The following is an 18,603-nucleotide window of genomic DNA, read 5'->3' on the forward strand; positions in this document are numbered from 1 at the left end:
TCGACGAAGGGCAATGCACGAAAGAGCGAGATTCGCATGGTGTTTAATGCCGGCCAGCAGGATTGAGTTCCCGAGAGAGCTCGACAAGTGTCACGCCCCGGCCTGGCAATGTTTCCTTGTTATTGTCGATGTAAGGACCATAAACCTCAAGGAAAGACTGCACGGTATCATTGAAGAAGACTGCCGTTGTTTCCTTGGAGCAGAGTGACGCATTCACGCAAAGAGCAAGCCGGTTGAAGAAATAGACGACTTCCCTGACTTGCTCCCGGCGCGCAGGCTCCTGCGCAATCTGACGGTTTAAGGACTGCAACAGATTATCCATGGCATGCCCGCCTGTGTCAGCCCTCCTCTTGTCGCCGACCGGGATCGTCTCAAGGAACGTTGAATAAAACTGGCGAAGTTCGCCGTAGGCTTGCCGATAGCCTTGCGTTTCCCAGGTCTCGATGAGAGTGAGCGTATATTTCGTGCGATCCATCTCCTTCTTCTCGATGTACTCGAAAACCGCCCAAAAGATACCGCCTATCGCGCTGACGAAGGTCAAAACGGCAACGATGCTGCTCAGAAACGACCAGCCGGCTTCCGAAATATTTAAGAAAGAGAGCCCGACCCGCCGCTTGGATGATGGCTGGCTCATGGCTTGCAATTCTCCACCAGATCGAACCGCACCGACGGATCGATCTTACCTTCGTGCCCATCCAGCAATCGTTTGAGGCAAACAAGGCTTGCCTCATCGAAGATGTAGACCGATCGTAGCTCGCGCTGGTTCCGCGCGCTGGATTCGCTTCCGAGTGATAAAAGCCCAGGCATCCGATCCAGACCGCGACGTTCGCGCCCGTCATCGCCAGCACAGGCGGAGAGATCGACCTCCGTATTGCTCGTTTCCGAGCTTCGAGCAGTTGAAAGAAACTTTTCATAGTCCTGACGGAAGCAATTTGCCCGCACTCCATCCAGCTCGACGACCTCGTCACAGATGAGGCACGCAGCACCGGACGCGGCAGGTGCGAGAAGCAGCATGGCAGCTGCTAGGATCGCAACCGTTCTATAGGCGTTGCGAAATCTAAAAAAGGGCATAGTCCCCCACCAGTCGGCTGTTGATGATCCAGGGTGTCTGCTTGCCGCCGCTCGCAGCGAAAACCAGCGTCTTGACGCCGCGATACAGTTCGGAGGCCTCGATGCGACCATTGTGGTTGTGGTCATAACGATCACGTTCTTTCCCGAGGACGGTAACGATCGCGTTGGTGAACAGGCCCCCCACCTCGCGGCGCCCGAGCGACTCCTGTCGCCCCTTCGCAGCGGCGAGAACGGTGAGATTGGATCTAAGGGCGGCGAGGCTGTTGGCGAGATCGTCGTTGGTGGTGAAAGACCCGGTCCCCGCGGCGCCGGAGTGGCAGGCGTCAAGAAGGATGGTGATGCGCGCTTCGGTCCTTTCGAACAGCGCCGCCAGCCGGTCGAAAGGCAAGGCTGTGTGTTCGAGATCCGTTGGATCGGTGGCCGACGTCGCGAAAAAGAAACGCCCATTGCGGTCCTGCATGCCATGGCCGGCCAGAAACAGGACCGCGTGGTCCCCACGCGCCAGCCCGTCCAGCAGTCGCGCAGTCGCCTCCAGTATGGCCTCGGGTGTGGCACGCCTGTCCTTCGGCCCTACCTCGCCGCGGAACGGTGGCTCTTTGCCAAGCGGCTCGGTCAGCGTTTCGAGCACCGTGCCTGCATCGCGCAGAGGGTAGTTGAGCGAGCGCAGTCGCTCGTCCTCGTAAGTATTCACGCCGATGACGAGCGCGCGGGTGATCGCGCGGCGCGCAAGAGGCTCGCCGAGATCAGCGGATACCGGGAGGCTGGCCAGACCCGCAGAATTGAATCCGATGACGGACACCCAACGCGCGTCCTTAAGCCTCTCGAACGACACTGCATTTTCGACGGTGGCAGCATCAACCGTTTCGGTCAGGACACCGTCCTGAAAAACGGACATATGCACCGTCTCAGCCGGATCGAAGTGCAATACCGCTCTTACGCGACTGCCGTTTTCCTCGAGCGCGATCTCGCCTGTCAACGACGGCGGTACGCCCACCTCGGCGGCAGCCTCCGGCGTCTGCCCGCGATCAAGAACGGCGCGCGCCAGATCTGGGACCAGGCGCGCTGTGCCAAACCGGTCGAGACTATACTGTCCAACCTTACCGGGAAACTTCAGATCGATGAGGGTGGCGGCCTCGGCTGTCGCGTCGTAGTAATAGTCCTTGGTCCAGACCGCGATCTCGTCGTCGGCGATGCGCCCGGACAGGAGCGATTGCCTATCGTCCAGAATGGCGTGAATGTAGAAGTTGCCGTCAGAATTAAGTTGCACCGCATGGCGACGGTCTTTGGTCAACCAGGCATCGACGAGGAGGTCGCCATTCGGAAGATTCTCGCCGATCCAGAGGAATTTCTGTGTTGCGCGGTCACGCACAGTCATGACGCCGTTGCCGGGCGCATAGGTCAGCAGAAGGTCGTCATTGGCTTTGATACGAAAAGGGTGCTCGTACCACAGACGATGGGCATTGTTTTCGAAGAAAAATGCGCCTTCCGCCTGAAGTGACGCACTCGCCGCCGGCGCGGGGCGCGCGATATCCATGACGTAAAGGGCAGCATAGGGCCTGAGGCTCCCGAACGTCGCGCCCGCAACACACTCCGCACGTGCCACCCATACCGCCCCGCGAGACGTGCGGACCGTCGAGACCTCGACAACATCGCGAGGCGCTAACAGCGAACCCGTGCCCCCCGTGCTTGAGGATTCTCCGAGTAGAAGATGTTCACAGTCGGAGATGGGACCCTCGTCCCCGACGGGCAGAGCCCAGTCGAAGCGCCAGCCCGCACGCTCCGCCTCGCGGCGGAAGCGCCCCATCGCCTCTGCGGATCGTTTCAGCCGCTGGTCACGATCAAGCGCGTGAAGGGCGTTATTCTCACCTGCGGCGTAGGACTCGACGAGGCGTTCACCGTCGACCATTGGATCGAGCGCGACGCCGAGGCGCAAGAGTTGTTCGGGCAAGGCAGCGGCGAGAGGTGTGTCGTTGCCGGCTCTGGTGGAGCCTTGGTCGTTCGATGCCACGGCCGCATCGATCATGACTGCCTGAAGCTCAATTTTGCCCAGTGTGCGCGACAGGCTTTCCGTAAAATCGCGTGGGCGGCGGCTATCGGCGTCCGCGACCTCCCAGTCTTCCCAGGTACTGGTCGTCCTGAAGCCGCCGGCAACATCGAATTCCCGAGCGACACTGACGGGCGACACCATGCCAAGCGACCAGAATATATGAAAATGAAGGGGAATTGTCTCGCCACCTTGAGAACTATAAGCGCCGGAAGAATTCGCGATCGAGGCGTAATCCGGGTTCTGAAGCGCACCAACGCGGTAGCCGGCGCCACCCCAGATGGCATAGGCAGCATTTTCCAGATCGATCGCGACGCGCGTTTGACCACGTTCGGCAGTGCAGCAGGATGGTCCGGTAATCTGTTCCCGTATGCGCAAATGATCGCCGAAGGTGGAGGAAAAATTCACCTCCGCCCAAGGCGCGAGTGTGGTGAAGACGACGCTGTCGCCGAGCGCCCAGCGAAGGTCGCCGGCATCCGCTGTCGTAGCCGTATGCCCATCGACCATGTCGATGATGTCGAGCCGGCCATTATGCTCGACGCCGATGAAGCGGTGGGTCGGCGAGATCTGCAGGTGTGTGCCTGCCCGCTCGACGATTTCCGTCCCGCTTGCCGCATCCAGCAGAAGAAAGCGGGTATCGTTGAGGAGGATGCGGCGGGAGAATTTCGGGATATCGATGCTATGTGTGAACGCCGCGCGGCCCTCGGCGGTGTTGAGGACGATCTCGGCAGGCGCCGGTACGATTTCGAGCCGCTCTGACTCTTCCTTCAGAACGATCTCCTCCTCACAGGCGCGCAGATAGCCGACCAATGAGACGGATAGGTTCAAAGGCCCCGCTTGCAGCGGAATGGTTGAAACTGAACCGTCGGCCCCGGCGCCACGCGTCGCTAGGGCAACCACCGCGCGTGTCTTGCCGAGACCGGTTTTTATCGCGAACGGATTGGGTGCGGCAGGACCAAGCGCCACATGCCCCTTGCCTTTAAAACGGACGGGCTGTTCTGCTTTGACCATGAACCAAACCGGTATGCGATCTGCGAGCGTGTTGCCCGACCACTCGATCGCAAAGCTGTTTCCGGCGCGCAGCGGTCCCTGATGCGGCAGTGTCCATTGGAATTTTTCGGCCAGACGCCGGAGCGTCTCCTTCTCCTCGTCGCATGACTCGGCGAGTTTGCGAGCAGCTTGTTTCACGCGGGCCTGGAAGCCCTCCAGTGTCTCGCCCTCGTGCCACCCGACCGCTCCATCGACGATCGGTCCCGGTCCGCGGGTGGGTGGAGGTGCTAAACCCGCCTTCCGGCCATCGAAAACGCCGCTCCTTGCGGCTGCGTGGGGTTTGGGCGAGCCCTTTTCGGACTTCAGGAAACATGCCCCGCCGCTCGGGTTGAACGTATAGGCCTGGCACATGTCGGTTTCCGAGCAGATCGCGATACAGCCGCCTTCCGTCAGGCCACGCAGAAGCGGATCGGCCAGCCCATCTCGAATGTCATTGCCGGCAAGATCCGTGTTCGGCTGCGAGGTCCACGTTCCTTCGGACATCGTGACCTCGGCCAGCTCGTCGGCAAGGCGGGAGAACCGTCCAGGGAAGGGATCCTGGCCGCTACGGAGTCTGGCGAGGAGGGTAGCACATGCCTTTCCAACCCGGTCGTATTCGGGGCCGAATTGCGCGAGACCGAAGGACATCGACCATGTCCCCAACTTGAGGTTCAACGATCGCCCGGAGGAAAGGCGGGCGACGAGCGCCGCATCGCGATCGGCATCGAGGACCGGTCTTTTGCGGATGCCATCGAGAGGAAGCATTGCCTCAGGGCCTCGATCCACCGTCAGACCCGCGCTAGAGACCGACGGTGTCGAGTAGCCCGCCACCTCTTCTAAATCAAGGACCACACCGACTTCGGCATCGCAGGCAAGACGAAGGCAGACCTTGCTGTAGCCGGTGGAAGCGCAGACTTTGCTGCCGATCCCCGTGTCGTCCGGCTGCCACGGTGGCAAGGCCGCATCGCCGACAACCGGGCCTGTCCTATGGGAGAGCTCCTCCTCCATGTTGACGGCATGTGCCTCGCGGATCGATGCCGGCGCTTCCCAGCTCCGATCCGCCGCCCAGGCCGCCATCGCAGCCATGGTCGCTTGGTCTGTCTGCCCATTCACCGGCCCCGAATAGTAGCCGAGCCGTGAGAGGGCCGTTTGAACGCGACGAACAGTCCCATCTTCTGGACCAGAGCTTGGACGATCCGGTTCTGCAACCTGTCCCTGCGCGCGTTCAGCTTCCAGGGAATTGAGATGCGCGACACGGAGGGTTGTTGGAGCCTCCCATCCCCGATCGCGTGCCCACGCTGCTACCGAACTCCACGTGTCAGGCCCGGCATCTCCGTCGATCGGACCGTGATAGTAACCGAGTGCTTCCAGGGCACGCTGCAGGCGTTGCACTTGCGTTCCTGTCAGCTGTGACCGAAAAGTCGGCATCGGTTTAGACGTTTGGCGACCAGCCTCGGGCGGCGCAGCATCACGTGTGACGCCGTCGGTCAAGCTCCTGATGATGTCGAGTGGAGACTGCGCCAGAGCCGGCTGCGACAGCAACATGATACATGCCAGAGCAATCCCTATTACCCTCATTGCTGCAGCATGGCCCCCAGCCAAAAGTTAATAAAGAGTATACTGCCGAAGAACTGAGGGTTCCTCAAGTGAATATTTAAGGATTGGTACGCCTTACCCGTTACCGCCCTAGCAGAGCGCGTCGCCGGAGCGTCCACTACTACACCAATACGAGTTCGATTTTCGCCGGCATCAAGTTATTCCTTGGTTTTCGACGCTTTGTTCTTTCGACATCCAGAATGGCGATGCCAGCGGATGTGAATGATCGCGGTCCGGCTGGTCCTCGTCCATTTGTTACGGTGGAGGCGAGAGTGGCACCAGAGGTGTTGGCGATTTGCCGGCAAGAGTCGCGACGATGCGAAAAACCTTGAGTGGGCGTCGTCACCGACGTCCACTCTCGATACCGCACGTCAGGATTGGCGAGGCGCCTGTTACGGCGCCACGCCAAAGGCCGGCTGTGGTTTCTGGCGGGCGAGAGGCGGAAATGCGAGCGCTATCGCCGCGGCCCCCAGCCCGACCATCGCGGAGCCGATGAACAGCCAGGAATAATTGGCGAAAGTGTCGAATATCCAGCCGCCGATGAGAGGGCCGAAGGCCATGCCGAGGCTGGAAAGCATCGTCGCTGCGCCCAAGACGGTACCGATGATGCGCTGGCCGAAATATTCCCGCGCCAGCACCGCATAAAGCGGCATCACGCCGCCATAGGCGCTGCCGAAGACGATGGCGAGCGCGTAGAATTCGCCGAGCTGGCTGACGAAGAGATAGGTCGCGAGTGCGAGCGCCTGCACCAGCAGGCCGGCGACCAGCACCGGCTTCACGCCCATCCTGTCGGCAAGGCTGCCATAGAGCAGCCGGCCGCCCAGTCCCGCCAGCCCCTCGACGCTGTAGATGCTGACGGCTGCCATTGGTGCGATGCCGCAGATCGTCGCATAGTTCACCATGTGGAAGATCGGGCCTGAGTGGGCCGCACAGCAAGCAAAGAAGGTAAGGCCGAGCACGACGAATTGCGGTGACCGGAAGACTTTCGACAGTTGTAGCCTGGCGCCTTCCACGGAAAATTCGGTGTCGGCATCTGCGGTCCCGGCAGGCGGGCGCCTGACCAGCAGGGCGGCTGGCACCAGCATCACCCAGGTCGCTATTCCGATGATCAACATGGCCGGCCGCCAGTCATAGGCCGAGATCAGCCAGCGCGCGAAGGGTGAGATCGTCATCGGCGCGACCCCCATGCCGGCGGAGACGAGCGACACGGCAAGGCCGCGGTGCTCGTCGAACCAGGCGGTCGTCGCCGCGATCATCGGCGCGAAGAAGGCGCTGGCGGCCAGTCCGACCAGGACACCGTACGTCAGTTGGAATTGCAGGAGTGTCTCGGCGCGGCTCGCCAGCACCAGCGCCAAGCCGAGCAGCACTGAGCCTATCATCACGACGACGCGCGGGCCGAAGCGGTCGCTTGCCGCCCCCCAGAAGAAACCGCCGAAGCCCATGACGATGAAATTCAGCGTCATCGCGCTGGCGATACCGACATGCGACCAGCCGGTCGCGGATGCGATCGGCTCCTGAAAAATCGCCAGCGAGAACATCGCGCCGATTGCCACGCATGACATCAGAGCGCCGACGGCGACGATGACCCAACGATAAGAAACACTCATGGCTTCATAACCTCCATGCCGACCGAGTGATCGCGAGGCACACGGCTCACCGCCGCAATCCGCGCCTGCGATCTTAAGACGTTTGAACCGCCGCGATTTCGACAGCGCATTCCTATCTTTTTTCGCCATGCGATGTGGCCGCTAAAGCGTGCGAAACATCACCAATGCGTCGACGTAACCCTGAGTGGGATGAAGGAAGACACCGGGAAGCCGGCCGACGATCTCGAAGCCGAGAGATTGCCACAGCCCAACCGCGCGTTCATTGCTGCTGACGACGAAATTGAACTGCATCGCCCGAAAGCCCAGCAAGCGGGCATGCTCCAGGGAATGCTCATGCATCAGCCGCGCGACGCCGCGGCCGCTTGCGGCAACATCGGTCATGTAACCGCAATTGCAGACATGCCGGCCGCCGCCTGCCTGACTGGCCTTGATGTAATATGTGCCGAGGACCACGCCGTCCTCTTCGGCGACGAAGGTCTCGCGGTCCGCTCCCATCCAGTAGGCCAGCGCATCGGCTTCGCTCAGATCGCGATCGAGCGCATAGGTTTCGCCGGCGCGGATCGTCGGGCCGATGATCCTCCAGATCGCACTTCGATCGTCCTTGTCTGCGGGTCGGATCAGCATGCCCGATCTCTAACGAAACCGGGCGCTCCGCGCAACGGGAGCCAGCCTCCGCAAAAGCCGGAAGCGTCGCGACCTCAGACCCTTTCAAGCGCGATCGCAATCCCCTGCCCGACGCCGATGCACATGGTCGACAGCGAATATTGTCCGCCGGTCTCCAGCAGCTCAAGTGCTGCAGTTCCGGTGATGCGTGCGCCCGACATGCCAAGCGGATGGCCGAGCGCGATCGCGCCGCCATTGCGGTTCACGCGTGCGTCATCATCGGCGATATTCAGCGCGCGCAGCACCGCCAGTCCCTGGCTGGCAAAGGCCTCGTTGAGTTCGATGACGTCGAACTGCTCCTGAGTCATACCGAGCCTTGCCATCAGCTTGCGCGAGGCCGGGATCGGGCCGACGCCCATCACCCTTGGCGGAACGGCGGCAGCCGCGCCGCCGAGGATGCGGGCGATCGGCGTCAGGCCGTATTTTCGTGCTGCCGCTTCCGAAGCGACGATCAGTGCGGCCGCGCCGTCATTGACGCCGGAGGCATTGCCTGCCGTCACCGTGCCGCCTTCCTTTTTGAAAGGTGTGGCGAGTTTCGCCAGCGTTTCCATCGTCGTTGCGCGCGGATGCTCGTCCTTGTCGATGATAACAGCATCGCCCTTGCGCTGTGGGATGGTCACCGGGGTGATCTCCTTCGCCAGCCGCCCGTTCGCCTGGGCGGCAGCGGCCTTCGCCTGGCTTCGCACCGCAAACGCATCCTGGTCCTCGCGGCTGACATGATAGTCTCCGGCGACATTCTCGCCGGTCTCCGGCATGGAATCGACGCCGTATTGTTTCTTCATCAGCGGGTTGACGAAGCGCCAGCCGATCGTCGTGTCATGGATTTCGGCCGCCCGTGAAAAGGCCGTCTCGGCCTTCGGCATGACGAAGGGCGCGCGTGACATGCTCTCGACGCCACCAGCGATCATCAGCTCGGCCTCGCCGGAGCGGATGGCACGCGCCGCCGTGATCACCGCATCCATGCCCGAGCCGCAGAGCCGGTTGATCGTTGTGCCGGGTACCGCGATCGGCAGGCCGGCCAGCAGGGCCGACATGCGCGCGACATTGCGGTTGTCCTCACCCGCCTGATTGGCGCAGCCGAAGATCACATCGTCGACGGCTTCCCAATCGACGGCGCCGTTTCGTTGCATCAGCGCCTTCAGCGGGATCGCGCCGAGATCGTCGGCCCGCACCTGGGACAGCGAGCCGGCGAAGCGACCGATCGGCGTTCTGACATAGTCGCAGATAAAGGCTTCGGTCATGGCTTTTCCTCAGAGTTTGGGGACGACGAGGTCGCCGACCGGCCCGTCGACGTGCAGCGGCGCGCCGGTCATAGCCTGCAATTCCTCTTGTGACATCGCGGTTAGCTTCTCGCGTAGGACGAAACGTCCGTCGACGATATCGATGACGGCATGGCTGGTATAGACACGGGTGATGCAGGCAACGCCGGTCAGCGGGAAGGTGCATTTTTCCACCAGCTTCGGTTCGCCTGTCTTGGTGACGTGCTCGGTAATGACGCAGACCTGCTTGGCGCCGTGCACCAGGTCCATCGCGCCACCGACTGCCGGCACACCTTTGCTGCCCACCCGCCAGTTCGCAAGGTCGCCGCTTTGAGCGACCTGATAGGCGCCGAGGATCGCGACGTCGAGATGACCGCCGCGCACCATGGCGAAGCTGTCGGCGTGATGGAAGAAGGCAGCACCCGGCTTCAGCGTCACCGCCTTCTTACCGGCGTTGATCAGATCCCAATCCTCCTCGCCGGCCGCCGGCGGCTCGCCAAAGTTCAGGATGCCGTTTTCGGTGTGGAAGATCGCCTGACGGCCGGGCGGCTGATAGCTGGCGACCATTTCGGGAAAACCGATTCCGAGGTTCACATAGGCGCCGTCGGCAATGTCCTGCGCGGCGCGCCAGGCGATCTGCGCATTGGAAAGCTTGATGTCTTCCCGGGTGTTGATGGGGCGGGTGTTGATGGAGCTGTGATCGACTGTCATACGTAGGCCACTCCGGCTCGAATGAGCTCTTCTTCCTGCTGGGGATTGGGGACGGCAACGACGCGATCGACGAAGATGCCTGGCGTCACCACCTGCTCGGGATCGATGCCGCCGGCTGGCACGATGGATGAGACCTGGACGATGGTCTTCGCCGCCGCCATGCACATCAGCGGATTGAAGTTGCGGCCGGCCTTGTTGTAGGTGAGATTGCCGTGGGTATCGCCGATCGCAGCCTTGACGATCGCGAAGTCGGCCTTCAGCCAGCGCTCCTGCACGTAATGACGGCCGTCGAATTCGGCGATGACCTTCCCGTCGGCAAGTTCGGTGCCGTAGGCGGTCGGTGTATAAAAGGCCGGGATGCCGGCCCCGCCAGCGCGGATGCGCTCGGCAAGCGTTCCCTGCGGCACCAGCTCGAGCTCGATTTCGCCGGCCAGATATTTATCCGTGAAGGCGCGCGGATCCGACGAGCGCGGGAAAGAGCAGATCATCTTCCGCACCATGCCGGCATCGATCATTGCAGCGATACCAATCCGGCCGTTGCCGGCATTGTTGTTGATCACGGTGAGGCCTTTGGAGCCCTTGTCGATCAAGGCATGAATGAGCTCGATCGGCGCGCCCGAGCCACCAAAACCACCGATCATGACGGTCGCGCCATCCCCGATCTCAGAGACGGCTTCCGCCGTGCTCCCGACTGTCTTGTCCATGCGGGATCTCTCCTTGGCTAGATGCGGCCGGGAACTCTCCACCCCGTCCTATGCCGTAGACATAAAGCGCTCCATCTCAGGCGGCAATGTGTTTTGTGCGATATTTGACATTTGTTCGTATAACGCACACAATGAGGAGAATCCATTGGAGACCGAGCCCATGCGCGAAACGGATTTCGTCAGCGGCTTTGCCCGCGGCCTGAAGGTCATCGAAGCTTTCGGTGAAACGCGGCAGCGGCTTTCCATCGCCGAGGCCTCGAAGCTGACGGAGCTTGACCGCGCCACTGTGCGCCGCTCGCTGCTAACGCTCGCCGAACTCGGCTATGCCGATTATGACGGCAAGTTCTTCACGCTGACGCCGAAGATCCTGCGTCTTGGCCATGCCTATCTCTCAGCGATGCCGCTGCCGGCGCTGCTGCAGCCGCATCTCGATCATCTCTCGGAAAAGGCCGGCCAGAGCGCCTCCGCCTCGGTGCTCGACGGCACCGACATCGTCTATATCGCCCGCGCCTCGCAGCGCCGCGTCATGTCGATCAACCTCACCCCCGGCAGCCGCTTGCCCGCCTACTGCGCCTCGATGGGCCGCGTGCTGCTTGCAGCCCTGGCCGAGAGCGAGGCGCGCGCGATCCTTGCCCGCAGCGAACTGAAGCAAAACACAGCGAATACGAAGACCGATCCGGACGAGCTGATCGCCGAACTCCGGCGTGTCCGCGCCGAGGGTTACGCTATCATAGATCAGGAGCTGGAAATCGGCCTCTGCTCGATCGCCGTGCCTGTCGACAACGACCGCGGCGAAACGGTCGCGGCGATCAATATCGGCGCGCCGGCCGCCCTCGTCCCGGCCGCCGAGATGAAGGAGCGCTATCTGCCGCTGCTGAAGGAAACGCAGGCCGCGTTGCGACCGCTGCTGCGGCGCTGACAGCAAAATTGGGACAGAACGGCCCCGATCAGCGCTGGGGCCGCTCGTGATCGGTCAATGCGACAGGTTGAGCCCGGCCGTCAGGTCGCCCCTTAGCAGCCGTCGTTGTTGCGCAGCGCCTTGTCGCGGGCGATGACGCCCGGGCAGAACCGGCAGATCGTAGCGCGCGGTGATGAAGCGGATGATCGACGTCGTGTCGTACTGGGTATGATCGACCATGCCGCCCTTGGCGAAGGGCGAGATGAAGAAGGCCGGAATACGGGTTGCTGAGGACGGGGACGCATCTCGCGACGGTCGCTTGAGAAAATGCAATCAAGATTATATGCGGTCATTGATGAACGGAGGCAATGATGGCCAGCATGACGATCCGCAATCTCGATGATGCGTTGAAGCAGCGGCTGCGTGTTCGCGCCGACACGCATGGCCGGTCAATGGAAGACGAAGCACGCGATATTCAGCGTATGGCCCTTGCGACTACCGAGCCGGTGGCGAGCAATCTTGCCGATACCATTCGCGCCCGCTTGCAATCGGTCGGAGGGGTGGAGCTCGAAATTTCGCCCCGGCAGCCGATCCGGGACGCGCCGGACTTTGACGCGTGATCGTCCTCGATACCAACGTCATTTCGGAACTGCTCACGCCGGCGCCGAATGTGGGTGTAATCGAATGGCTCGGGGCACAACATCCACTATCGGTATTCACGACCGCGATTACCGAAGCGGAAATTCTATATGGCTTGCGTCTCCTTCCTCACGGACGGCGTCGGAGTGATCTCGAGGCGGCAGTCCTGCCGATATTCAATGAAGACATGAGTGGCCGTGTCCTGCCATTCGATCGTGACGCGGCAGACGTCTATGCCATCATTACCGATCGCCGCAAGGCTGGCAGGCCGATCAGGCAGTTCGATGCGCAGATCGCAGCCATCGCCATTTCGCGCGGCGCTTCACTCGCAACGCGCAATGTGTCCGATTTCGAAGGAATAGGCTTGCAGATCATCAATCCGTGGACGGACCACTAACACCCTCGCATCGCAGAATTCTAAACCATCCAGGTCAGGCACGCTCGACCTAATCATTCCACTTGATGTATCATAATTTCCGATATACATCATTTCATCGGAAATACTGGGGGAATGATGGAACGCTCGTTTTTGACGATTGCCGCCGGCGAGAATAACGATGCGATACGGGCGCTTTCGGCACCTGCGCGGCTGGAGATGCTTAAGCTGCTTTGCGCCAAAGGGCCGATGAATATCAACGATATCGCGCGTGCCCTTTCTCTTCCTCAATCGACTGTCGCTACCGGGATCCAGATTTTGGAAGACGCCCGGCTTGTCGATTCCCAGCTGACGAAGGCGCGCAAGGGAAACCAGAAGATCTGCTCGGCGATCTACAGCGAAATTCTGATCAGCTTCGAGGAAAGTGCCGCCCAAAGGGCCAACAATATCATCGAAGTCGAGATGCCGGTCGGGCTATATACCAGCTGTGACGTCCATGCCCCTTGTGGTCTCTGCTCGACCGAGAGCGTCATCGGTCCTCTCGATGTGCCTGACTACTTTCTCGACCCGCAGCGCATGCAGGCCGGGCTCGTCTGGTTCGGCAGGGGCTATGTGGAATATAAATTCCCCAACAATGCCAAGGTGTTGAACAAGGATATCCGCGCCATCGAGTTTTCGCTGGAGCTGTCGTCGGAAGTGCCGGGCACCAATCCGGACTGGCCTTCCGATATAACGCTCTGGGTCAATGGAATGGCGATCGGAACCTGGACGTCCCCTGGCGACTACGGCGACAAGCGCGGCGCCTTCACGCCGGCCTGGTGGAAGCTCGAAGGCTCGCAATATGGGATGATGAAGACCTGGCGGATCTCGACGCGCGGCACCTTCATCGACGGCGTCGCCGCCTCGAATGTCACGCTCAGCGATCTCGCGCTTGCCCAGCACTCTTCCATCCGGCTCCGGGTCGGCATCGCCGAGAATGCCGGCCATACCGGCGGCGTGAATATTTTCGGCCGCGGCTTCGGAAATCACGGGCGCGACATCATCATGCGACTTCACGTCTAAAAATCAAAATCGGAAATCTTGATTTAAATATCACGATTCTTTCCAGTTTCGGCTGCCGATAAAATCTCCCAAGCCACTGTAATCAAACATTTTTTCCTGAAATTCATATTAGTATGATTAAAGCGGCAACTTGGTTGACAGAACAACATTCCTGATATCAAGTTAGAGGCAAGAAAACAAAATACCTGATATATAAACGGGAGGATCCGTTGAAGACGAACGTTGTGGTTCACCGCGATTTCCGCATCGCCACCATTGATTCCAGGCTCTACAGTTCATTTCTCGAGCATCTCGGCAGGGCGATCTACGGGGGCATTTATGAGCCCGGGCACCCGACGGCCGACGAGGACGGATTCCGTCAGGATGTCCTTGATCTGGTCCGTGAGCTCGACACGCCATACTGCCGCTATCCCGGTGGCAACTTCGTCTCGGCCTATAATTGGGAAGACGGCGTCGGCCCGCGTGCCGAGCGCCCGGTTCGTCTCGACCTTGCCTGGCGCACGCGCGAAGCCAATCAGATCGGCGTGAACGAATTCGTCGACTGGTGCAAGAAGGCCAATACCAAGCCGATGCTCGCCGTCAATCTCGGATCACGCGGCCTGGATGCCGCCCGCAATTTCCTCGAATATTGCAATCATCCCGGCGGCACCTACTGGTCGGATCTGCGCCGCAAGCACGGCTGGTCCAATCCGCACGATGTCAAATTGTGGTGCCTCGGCAACGAGATGGATGGCCCCTGGCAGGTCGGCCACAAGTCGGCCTATGAATATGGCCGGCTGGCGGACGAGACGGCGAAGGCCATGCGCGGCTTCGACAAGTCGCTCGAGCTCGTCGTCTGCGGCTCGTCCAATTCCGATATGAAGACCTATCCCGAGTGGGAAGCCCAGGTTCTCGAGCAGTGCTATGACAGCGCCGACCATATCTCGCTGCATATGTATTTTGCCAACCGCGAGAAAAATACCCTCAACTATCTCGCCCGGGCGACGAAGCTCGACCGTTACATCACCACGATCGGCGGCGTGATCGACTACATCAAGGCGAAAAAACGCTCGAAGAAGACGATCGGCATTTCCTTCGACGAATGGAACGTCTGGTATCATTCCAACCAGCAGGACAAGGAGATCCTGGCGCGCGACGAATGGCCGGACGCGCCGCATCTCCTGGAAGACATCTATAATTTCGAGGACGTGCTGCAGGTCGGCGGCATCTTGAACACCTTCATCCGCCGTTCCGACCGGGTGCGCATCGCCTGCATCGCGCAGCTCGTCAACGTCATCGCCCCGATCATGACCGAGGACGGCGGTGCGGCATGGCGCCAGACCATCTATTACCCGTTCTATTACGCCTCCAGATATGGCCGTGGAACGGCGCTGCAGCTGGTCGTCGATGGCCCGACCTATGACAGCGACGAGGAGAACGACGTTCCCTATCTCGACGTATCGGCAGTCCATTCCGAGGATGGCAGGACCCTGACCTTCTTTGCCGTCAACCGCCATCCGAGCACGGCGCTCGATCTCGATGTGCGGCTGGAAGGCTTCGCAAATGCCCGGGTGGTCGAGCAGGTGGAGATGACCCACGGCGATCTGGAAGCCGTCAACACGGCAGCGCGGCCGCAGACGGTCACCCCCGTCAATGTCGAGAGTGGAAAGATCGAGGATGGACGGTTGCGGGCAGCGTTGAAACCGTTCTCCTACAACGTCATCCGGCTGTCGGTGTGACAGCTGCCGCCGGGTAGCCCATTGGGGCGCCTTCGGCTGAAAATATTCGGCTCGCTGCGAGGAGGCAGGGAGCCGGAGGGATGGTTCACCGAGGTCCTGGACCTGACTGTTCAAGTCCTGAGGCTTCTGCGGACCGACAACCGCGACGTGCCCATGCGTGCCTTTGCGGCCGCGGCATGATCGCTTTCAAGGGAGGAGTTCATGCAAAAGTGGAAGAGGTTTGCATTCGGCTTCGTGCTGGCCACGTTCGGCCTGACCGCAGTGGCCGGAGCCCAAGAATACACCTCCTTGCCGCGCAAGGAGACGCTCATCGTCGAAAATCCGGAAGGGACGATTAAAAATCCCGGCTGGTTCAACATCTGGGTCAATGGCGGCGGCGGCGTATCGACCGGCCTGCAGCAGCTGACGATGGATACGCTCTGGTATATCGACCCCGAACAAGGACTTGGCGGCGCGACCTGGGATAATTCGCTCGCCGCCGACAAGCCGCAATATAATGCCGACTTCACCGAGATGACCGTGAAACTGCGCAAGGGGCTCTTCTGGAGCGACGGCGTGGAGTTCACGGCAGACGACGTGGTCTATACCGTCAAGACGCAGATGGATCACCCCGGCATGGTCTGGAGTGCTGCCTTCTCGGTGCAGGTGGCAAGCGTCGAGGCAACCGACCCCCAGACGGTGGTGTTCAAGCTGAAGAAGCCTAACTCGCGCTTCCATGCCATCTTCACCGTTCGCTGGAACGGCGCCTGGATCATGCCCAAGCATGTCTTCGAGAAAGTCGAAGATCCGCTTCGCTATGATTTCGCCAATCCCGTTTCGCTCGGCGCCTACAAGCTCAAGTCCTACGACCCCCAGGGCAAATGGTATACCTGGGAGAAGCGCGACGACTGGCAGCGCACCTCGCTTGCCCGCTTCGGCGAGCCAGCCCCGAAATACGTGACCTATACCGATCCCGGCCCGCCGGATAAGCGCACGATCGCCCAGCTCGAGCACAATCTCGATATCATTCACGACAACACGCCTGAGGGCATGTTCACGTTGAAGGAAAAATCCAAGACGATCGAGACATGGTTCCCGGGCTTCCCCTTCGCCCATCCGGATCCGACACTTCCGGCGGTCATCTTCAACACCCAGAATCCGCCCTTCGACAATGCCGATGTACGCTGGGCGCTTGCCCTGCTGATCGACATCAAGGCGGTTGATATGGCGAGCTACCGCGGGGCGGCGACGCTTTCGGCGCTCGGCGTGCCGCCGACGGCGGCCACGATGAAATTCTATCAGGCGCCGATGCAGGATTGGCTGAAGAATTTCGAGATCGATACCGGCAAGAGCAAGATCAAGCCTTATGACCCGACGGTCGGGCAACAGATCGCCGATATCCTGCGCAAGCAGCCGAAGTTCAAGGACCAGATCCCGAGCGATCCTGAGGCAATCAGCGGTGCGTTCGGCTATGGCTGGTGGAAACCGGATCCGAAGGCTGCCGGCGAACTGCTGGAGAAGGCAGGCTTCAAGAAATCCGGCGGCAAATGGCTGACACCTGATGGACAGCCCTTCAAGATCCGGATGACGGTGGAAGGCGACACGCGCTCGGTCTTCACCCGCGCCGGGACGCTGATTGCACAGCAATGGGCGGCCTTCGGCATCGACGCCAAAGCCGTGCCGGCCGCGAAACTTTGGCAGACGGCGCTACAGCCCGGCGATTTCCAGGTGGCGATCGCCTGGAGCGTCGAAACCTGGGGCGGCGATCCCGACCTGTCGTTCTTCCTCGATAGCTGGCATTCGCAGTTCGTGGCCAAGAAGGGTGAGAACCAGCCGCCGCGCAACTGGCAGCGCTGGAGCAATCCGGAGCTCGACAAGATCATCGAAAGCATCCGCGGCATCAGCGCCGACGATCCGAAGGGCGTCGAGCTCGGCAAGGATTATCTGAAGCTGGTCGCCCGCGAAATGCCGACGATCCCGCTGATGTCGTATAACGTCTTCACCTCGATGGATACGACCTATTGGACCGGTTATCCGACGATATCCGATCCCTATACCGATCCGGTGCCGAATTGGGCCAACTCCAGGCTGATGATGGTCAAGCTGAAGCCGGCACAATCGAAATAATCCTCCCAACGCCGGCGCGAGTGTTGCGCGCCGGCCCCCTAATCGACGGGCATGTGGCATGTCCGTCGATCCTTTCCACTTGATGAAGGGAACCAGAGAGGAACCACCGCCCTATGACGTCCTATCTGATCTTTGTGCTGAAGCGGTTCGGTCAGTTTCTGCTTGTCGTATTCCTTGGCGTGACCATCACATTCTTCGTCACCCACCTGACCCCGATCGATCCGGTCGAAGAAAGCATAGGCGCCATCACCCAGATGGGGCAGTCCGATCCCAATGCGATCGAGCTGATGCGCCAGTCGCTTCGCGAGCTCTACGGCATGGAAGGCTCGATCTGGCAGCAATATCTGAATTTCTGGCTGCGGCTCGCGACCGGTGATCTCGGTCCCTCGCTCTCGGCCTTTCCCACACCCGTTTCCACCATCATCCTGCGGTCCCTGCCCTGGACTATCGGGCTGATGACGGTGTCGACCCTCATCACCTTCGTGCTCGGCAATGCGCTCGGCGCACTCGCCGGCTATTACCGCAAGGACATGGTGCTGAAAGCCGTCAGCCTCGTCTTCATCGCCCTGCTTCCCATTCCCTATTACATTCTGGCCTTCGTGCTTCTGATTGTCTTCGGCTATCTCTGGCCGGTGCTGCCGATCAATGGCGGCTACGAGATGAACGCCAATCTGGACCTCTCCTTTGCGCTGGTCTTCGATATCCTGAAACACTCGATCCTGCCGGCCTTGTCGCTGATCCTGGTCGGCGCCGGCAGCTGGCTGATCGGCATGCGCGCGCTCGTTTCCAACATCATCACCGAGGATTACGTCGTCTTCGCCGAGCTCGGCGGCGTTCCGAAGCGAAAGATCCTGCGCTCCTATATCGCCCGCAATGCCATGGTGCCGCAGTTCACCGGGCTTGCCATGTCGCTCGGCGCGATCTTCAACGGCACGGTCATTACCGAAATCGTCTTCGGTTATCCGGGCATCGGCAACCTGCTGATCGAAGCGGTGCATGCCGGCGATTACAGCCTGGTGCTCGGCCTCAGCGCATTGTCGATCGTCGGCGTCGCCGCCGCAGTGTTCATCATCGACATTCTGAGCCCGCTGATCGACCCGCGCATCAAGGTGGAATAGAG

The 18,603-nt window shown here is 60.8% G+C and carries 15 protein-coding genes and 1 pseudogene; 7 read left to right on the forward strand and 9 right to left on the reverse strand.

Features of this window, described 5'->3' with window-relative positions:
• Positions 1-43: 43 nt before the first annotated feature.
• The 8 genes from BS630_RS29375 to BS630_RS29410 all read right to left on the reverse strand — a co-directional run bounded on the left by BS630_RS29375 (position 44) and on the right by BS630_RS29410 (position 10,684).
• A complete protein-coding gene (locus tag BS630_RS29375) occupies positions 44-634 on the reverse strand; it encodes a DUF4760 domain-containing protein (RefSeq protein WP_077980199.1) in 591 nt (196 codons plus the stop codon).
• Positions 631-1,071: a hypothetical protein gene (locus BS630_RS29380; RefSeq protein WP_077980200.1), complete on the reverse strand. Its 441-nt coding sequence runs from the start codon at positions 1,069-1,071 to the stop codon at positions 631-633. The genes BS630_RS29375 and BS630_RS29380 overlap by 4 nt, the downstream gene beginning before the upstream one ends.
• Complete coding sequence (locus tag BS630_RS29385) at positions 1,058-5,635, reverse strand: caspase family protein (RefSeq protein ID WP_245310523.1); 4,578 nt, start codon at positions 5,633-5,635, stop codon at positions 1,058-1,060. Before BS630_RS29385 ends, BS630_RS29380 begins: the two co-directional genes overlap by 14 nt.
• 497 nt (positions 5,636-6,132) lie before the next feature.
• On the reverse strand, positions 6,133-7,347 hold the full coding sequence (locus BS630_RS29390) for an MFS transporter (protein ID WP_077980202.1): 1,215 nt from the start codon (positions 7,345-7,347) through the stop codon (positions 6,133-6,135).
• A gap of 141 nt (positions 7,348-7,488) precedes the next feature.
• Positions 7,489-7,971, reverse strand: coding sequence for a GNAT family N-acetyltransferase (locus BS630_RS29395; protein WP_077980203.1), 483 nt, complete (start codon positions 7,969-7,971; stop codon positions 7,489-7,491).
• A 74-nt stretch (positions 7,972-8,045) separates the two neighbouring features.
• Positions 8,046-9,251, reverse strand: a complete 1,206-nt coding sequence (gene pcaF / locus BS630_RS29400; protein WP_077980204.1) for a 3-oxoadipyl-CoA thiolase — start codon at positions 9,249-9,251, stop codon at positions 8,046-8,048.
• Between the two features lie 9 nt (positions 9,252-9,260).
• The gene (locus BS630_RS29405) at positions 9,261-9,980 is read right to left on the reverse strand and encodes a CoA transferase subunit B (RefSeq protein ID WP_077980205.1); all 720 of its coding nucleotides are present in this window, start codon (positions 9,978-9,980) and stop codon (positions 9,261-9,263) included.
• Positions 9,977-10,684 carry a 3-oxoacid CoA-transferase subunit A gene (locus BS630_RS29410; protein ID WP_077980206.1) on the reverse strand — a complete coding sequence of 236 codons (708 nt, stop codon included), beginning with the start codon at positions 10,682-10,684 and terminating at the stop codon, positions 9,977-9,979. The genes BS630_RS29405 and BS630_RS29410 overlap by 4 nt, the downstream gene beginning before the upstream one ends.
• A 160-nt stretch (positions 10,685-10,844) precedes the next feature.
• On the opposite strand from BS630_RS29410, the gene BS630_RS29415 reads away from it, so the two are divergent.
• On the forward strand, positions 10,845-11,603 hold the full coding sequence (locus tag BS630_RS29415; RefSeq protein ID WP_077980278.1) for an IclR family transcriptional regulator: 759 nt from the start codon (positions 10,845-10,847) through the stop codon (positions 11,601-11,603).
• Positions 11,604-11,657: 54 nt separating this feature from the next.
• On the opposite strand, the pseudogene BS630_RS38235 reads toward BS630_RS29415, so the two are convergent.
• Positions 11,658-11,864, reverse strand: a pseudogene (locus tag BS630_RS38235) (alkaline phosphatase family protein); the annotation flags it as partial.
• 89 nt (positions 11,865-11,953) lie between these two features.
• On the opposite strand from BS630_RS38235, the gene BS630_RS29425 reads away from it, so the two are divergent.
• From BS630_RS29425 to BS630_RS29450, 6 genes are all read left to right on the forward strand, one after another.
• Entirely contained in the window at positions 11,954-12,202 is a 249-nt protein-coding gene (locus BS630_RS29425) for a FitA-like ribbon-helix-helix domain-containing protein (RefSeq protein WP_077980279.1), read from the forward strand.
• On the forward strand, positions 12,199-12,618 hold the full coding sequence (locus BS630_RS29430; protein WP_077980208.1) for a type II toxin-antitoxin system VapC family toxin: 420 nt from the start codon (positions 12,199-12,201) through the stop codon (positions 12,616-12,618). The genes BS630_RS29425 and BS630_RS29430 overlap by 4 nt, the downstream gene beginning before the upstream one ends.
• Before the next feature lie 114 nt (positions 12,619-12,732).
• Entirely contained in the window at positions 12,733-13,659 is a 927-nt protein-coding gene (locus BS630_RS29435) for an ArsR/SmtB family transcription factor (RefSeq protein ID WP_017957935.1), read from the forward strand.
• Positions 13,660-13,868: 209 nt separating this feature from the next.
• The gene (gene arfA, locus BS630_RS29440) at positions 13,869-15,377 is read left to right on the forward strand and encodes an arabinosylfuranosidase ArfA (RefSeq protein ID WP_077980209.1); all 1,509 of its coding nucleotides are present in this window, start codon (positions 13,869-13,871) and stop codon (positions 15,375-15,377) included.
• A gap of 201 nt (positions 15,378-15,578) precedes the next feature.
• Positions 15,579-17,483, forward strand: a complete 1,905-nt coding sequence (locus tag BS630_RS29445; protein ID WP_077980210.1) for an ABC transporter substrate-binding protein — start codon at positions 15,579-15,581, stop codon at positions 17,481-17,483.
• Between the two features lie 113 nt (positions 17,484-17,596).
• A complete protein-coding gene (locus BS630_RS29450) occupies positions 17,597-18,601 on the forward strand; it encodes an ABC transporter permease (RefSeq protein WP_025397817.1) in 1,005 nt (334 codons plus the stop codon).
• Positions 18,602-18,603 lie beyond the last annotated feature (2 nt).

Origin of the sequence: Rhizobium laguerreae, assembly GCF_002008165.1 — a bacterium.
Classification (GTDB): domain Bacteria; phylum Pseudomonadota; class Alphaproteobacteria; order Rhizobiales; family Rhizobiaceae; genus Rhizobium; species Rhizobium laguerreae.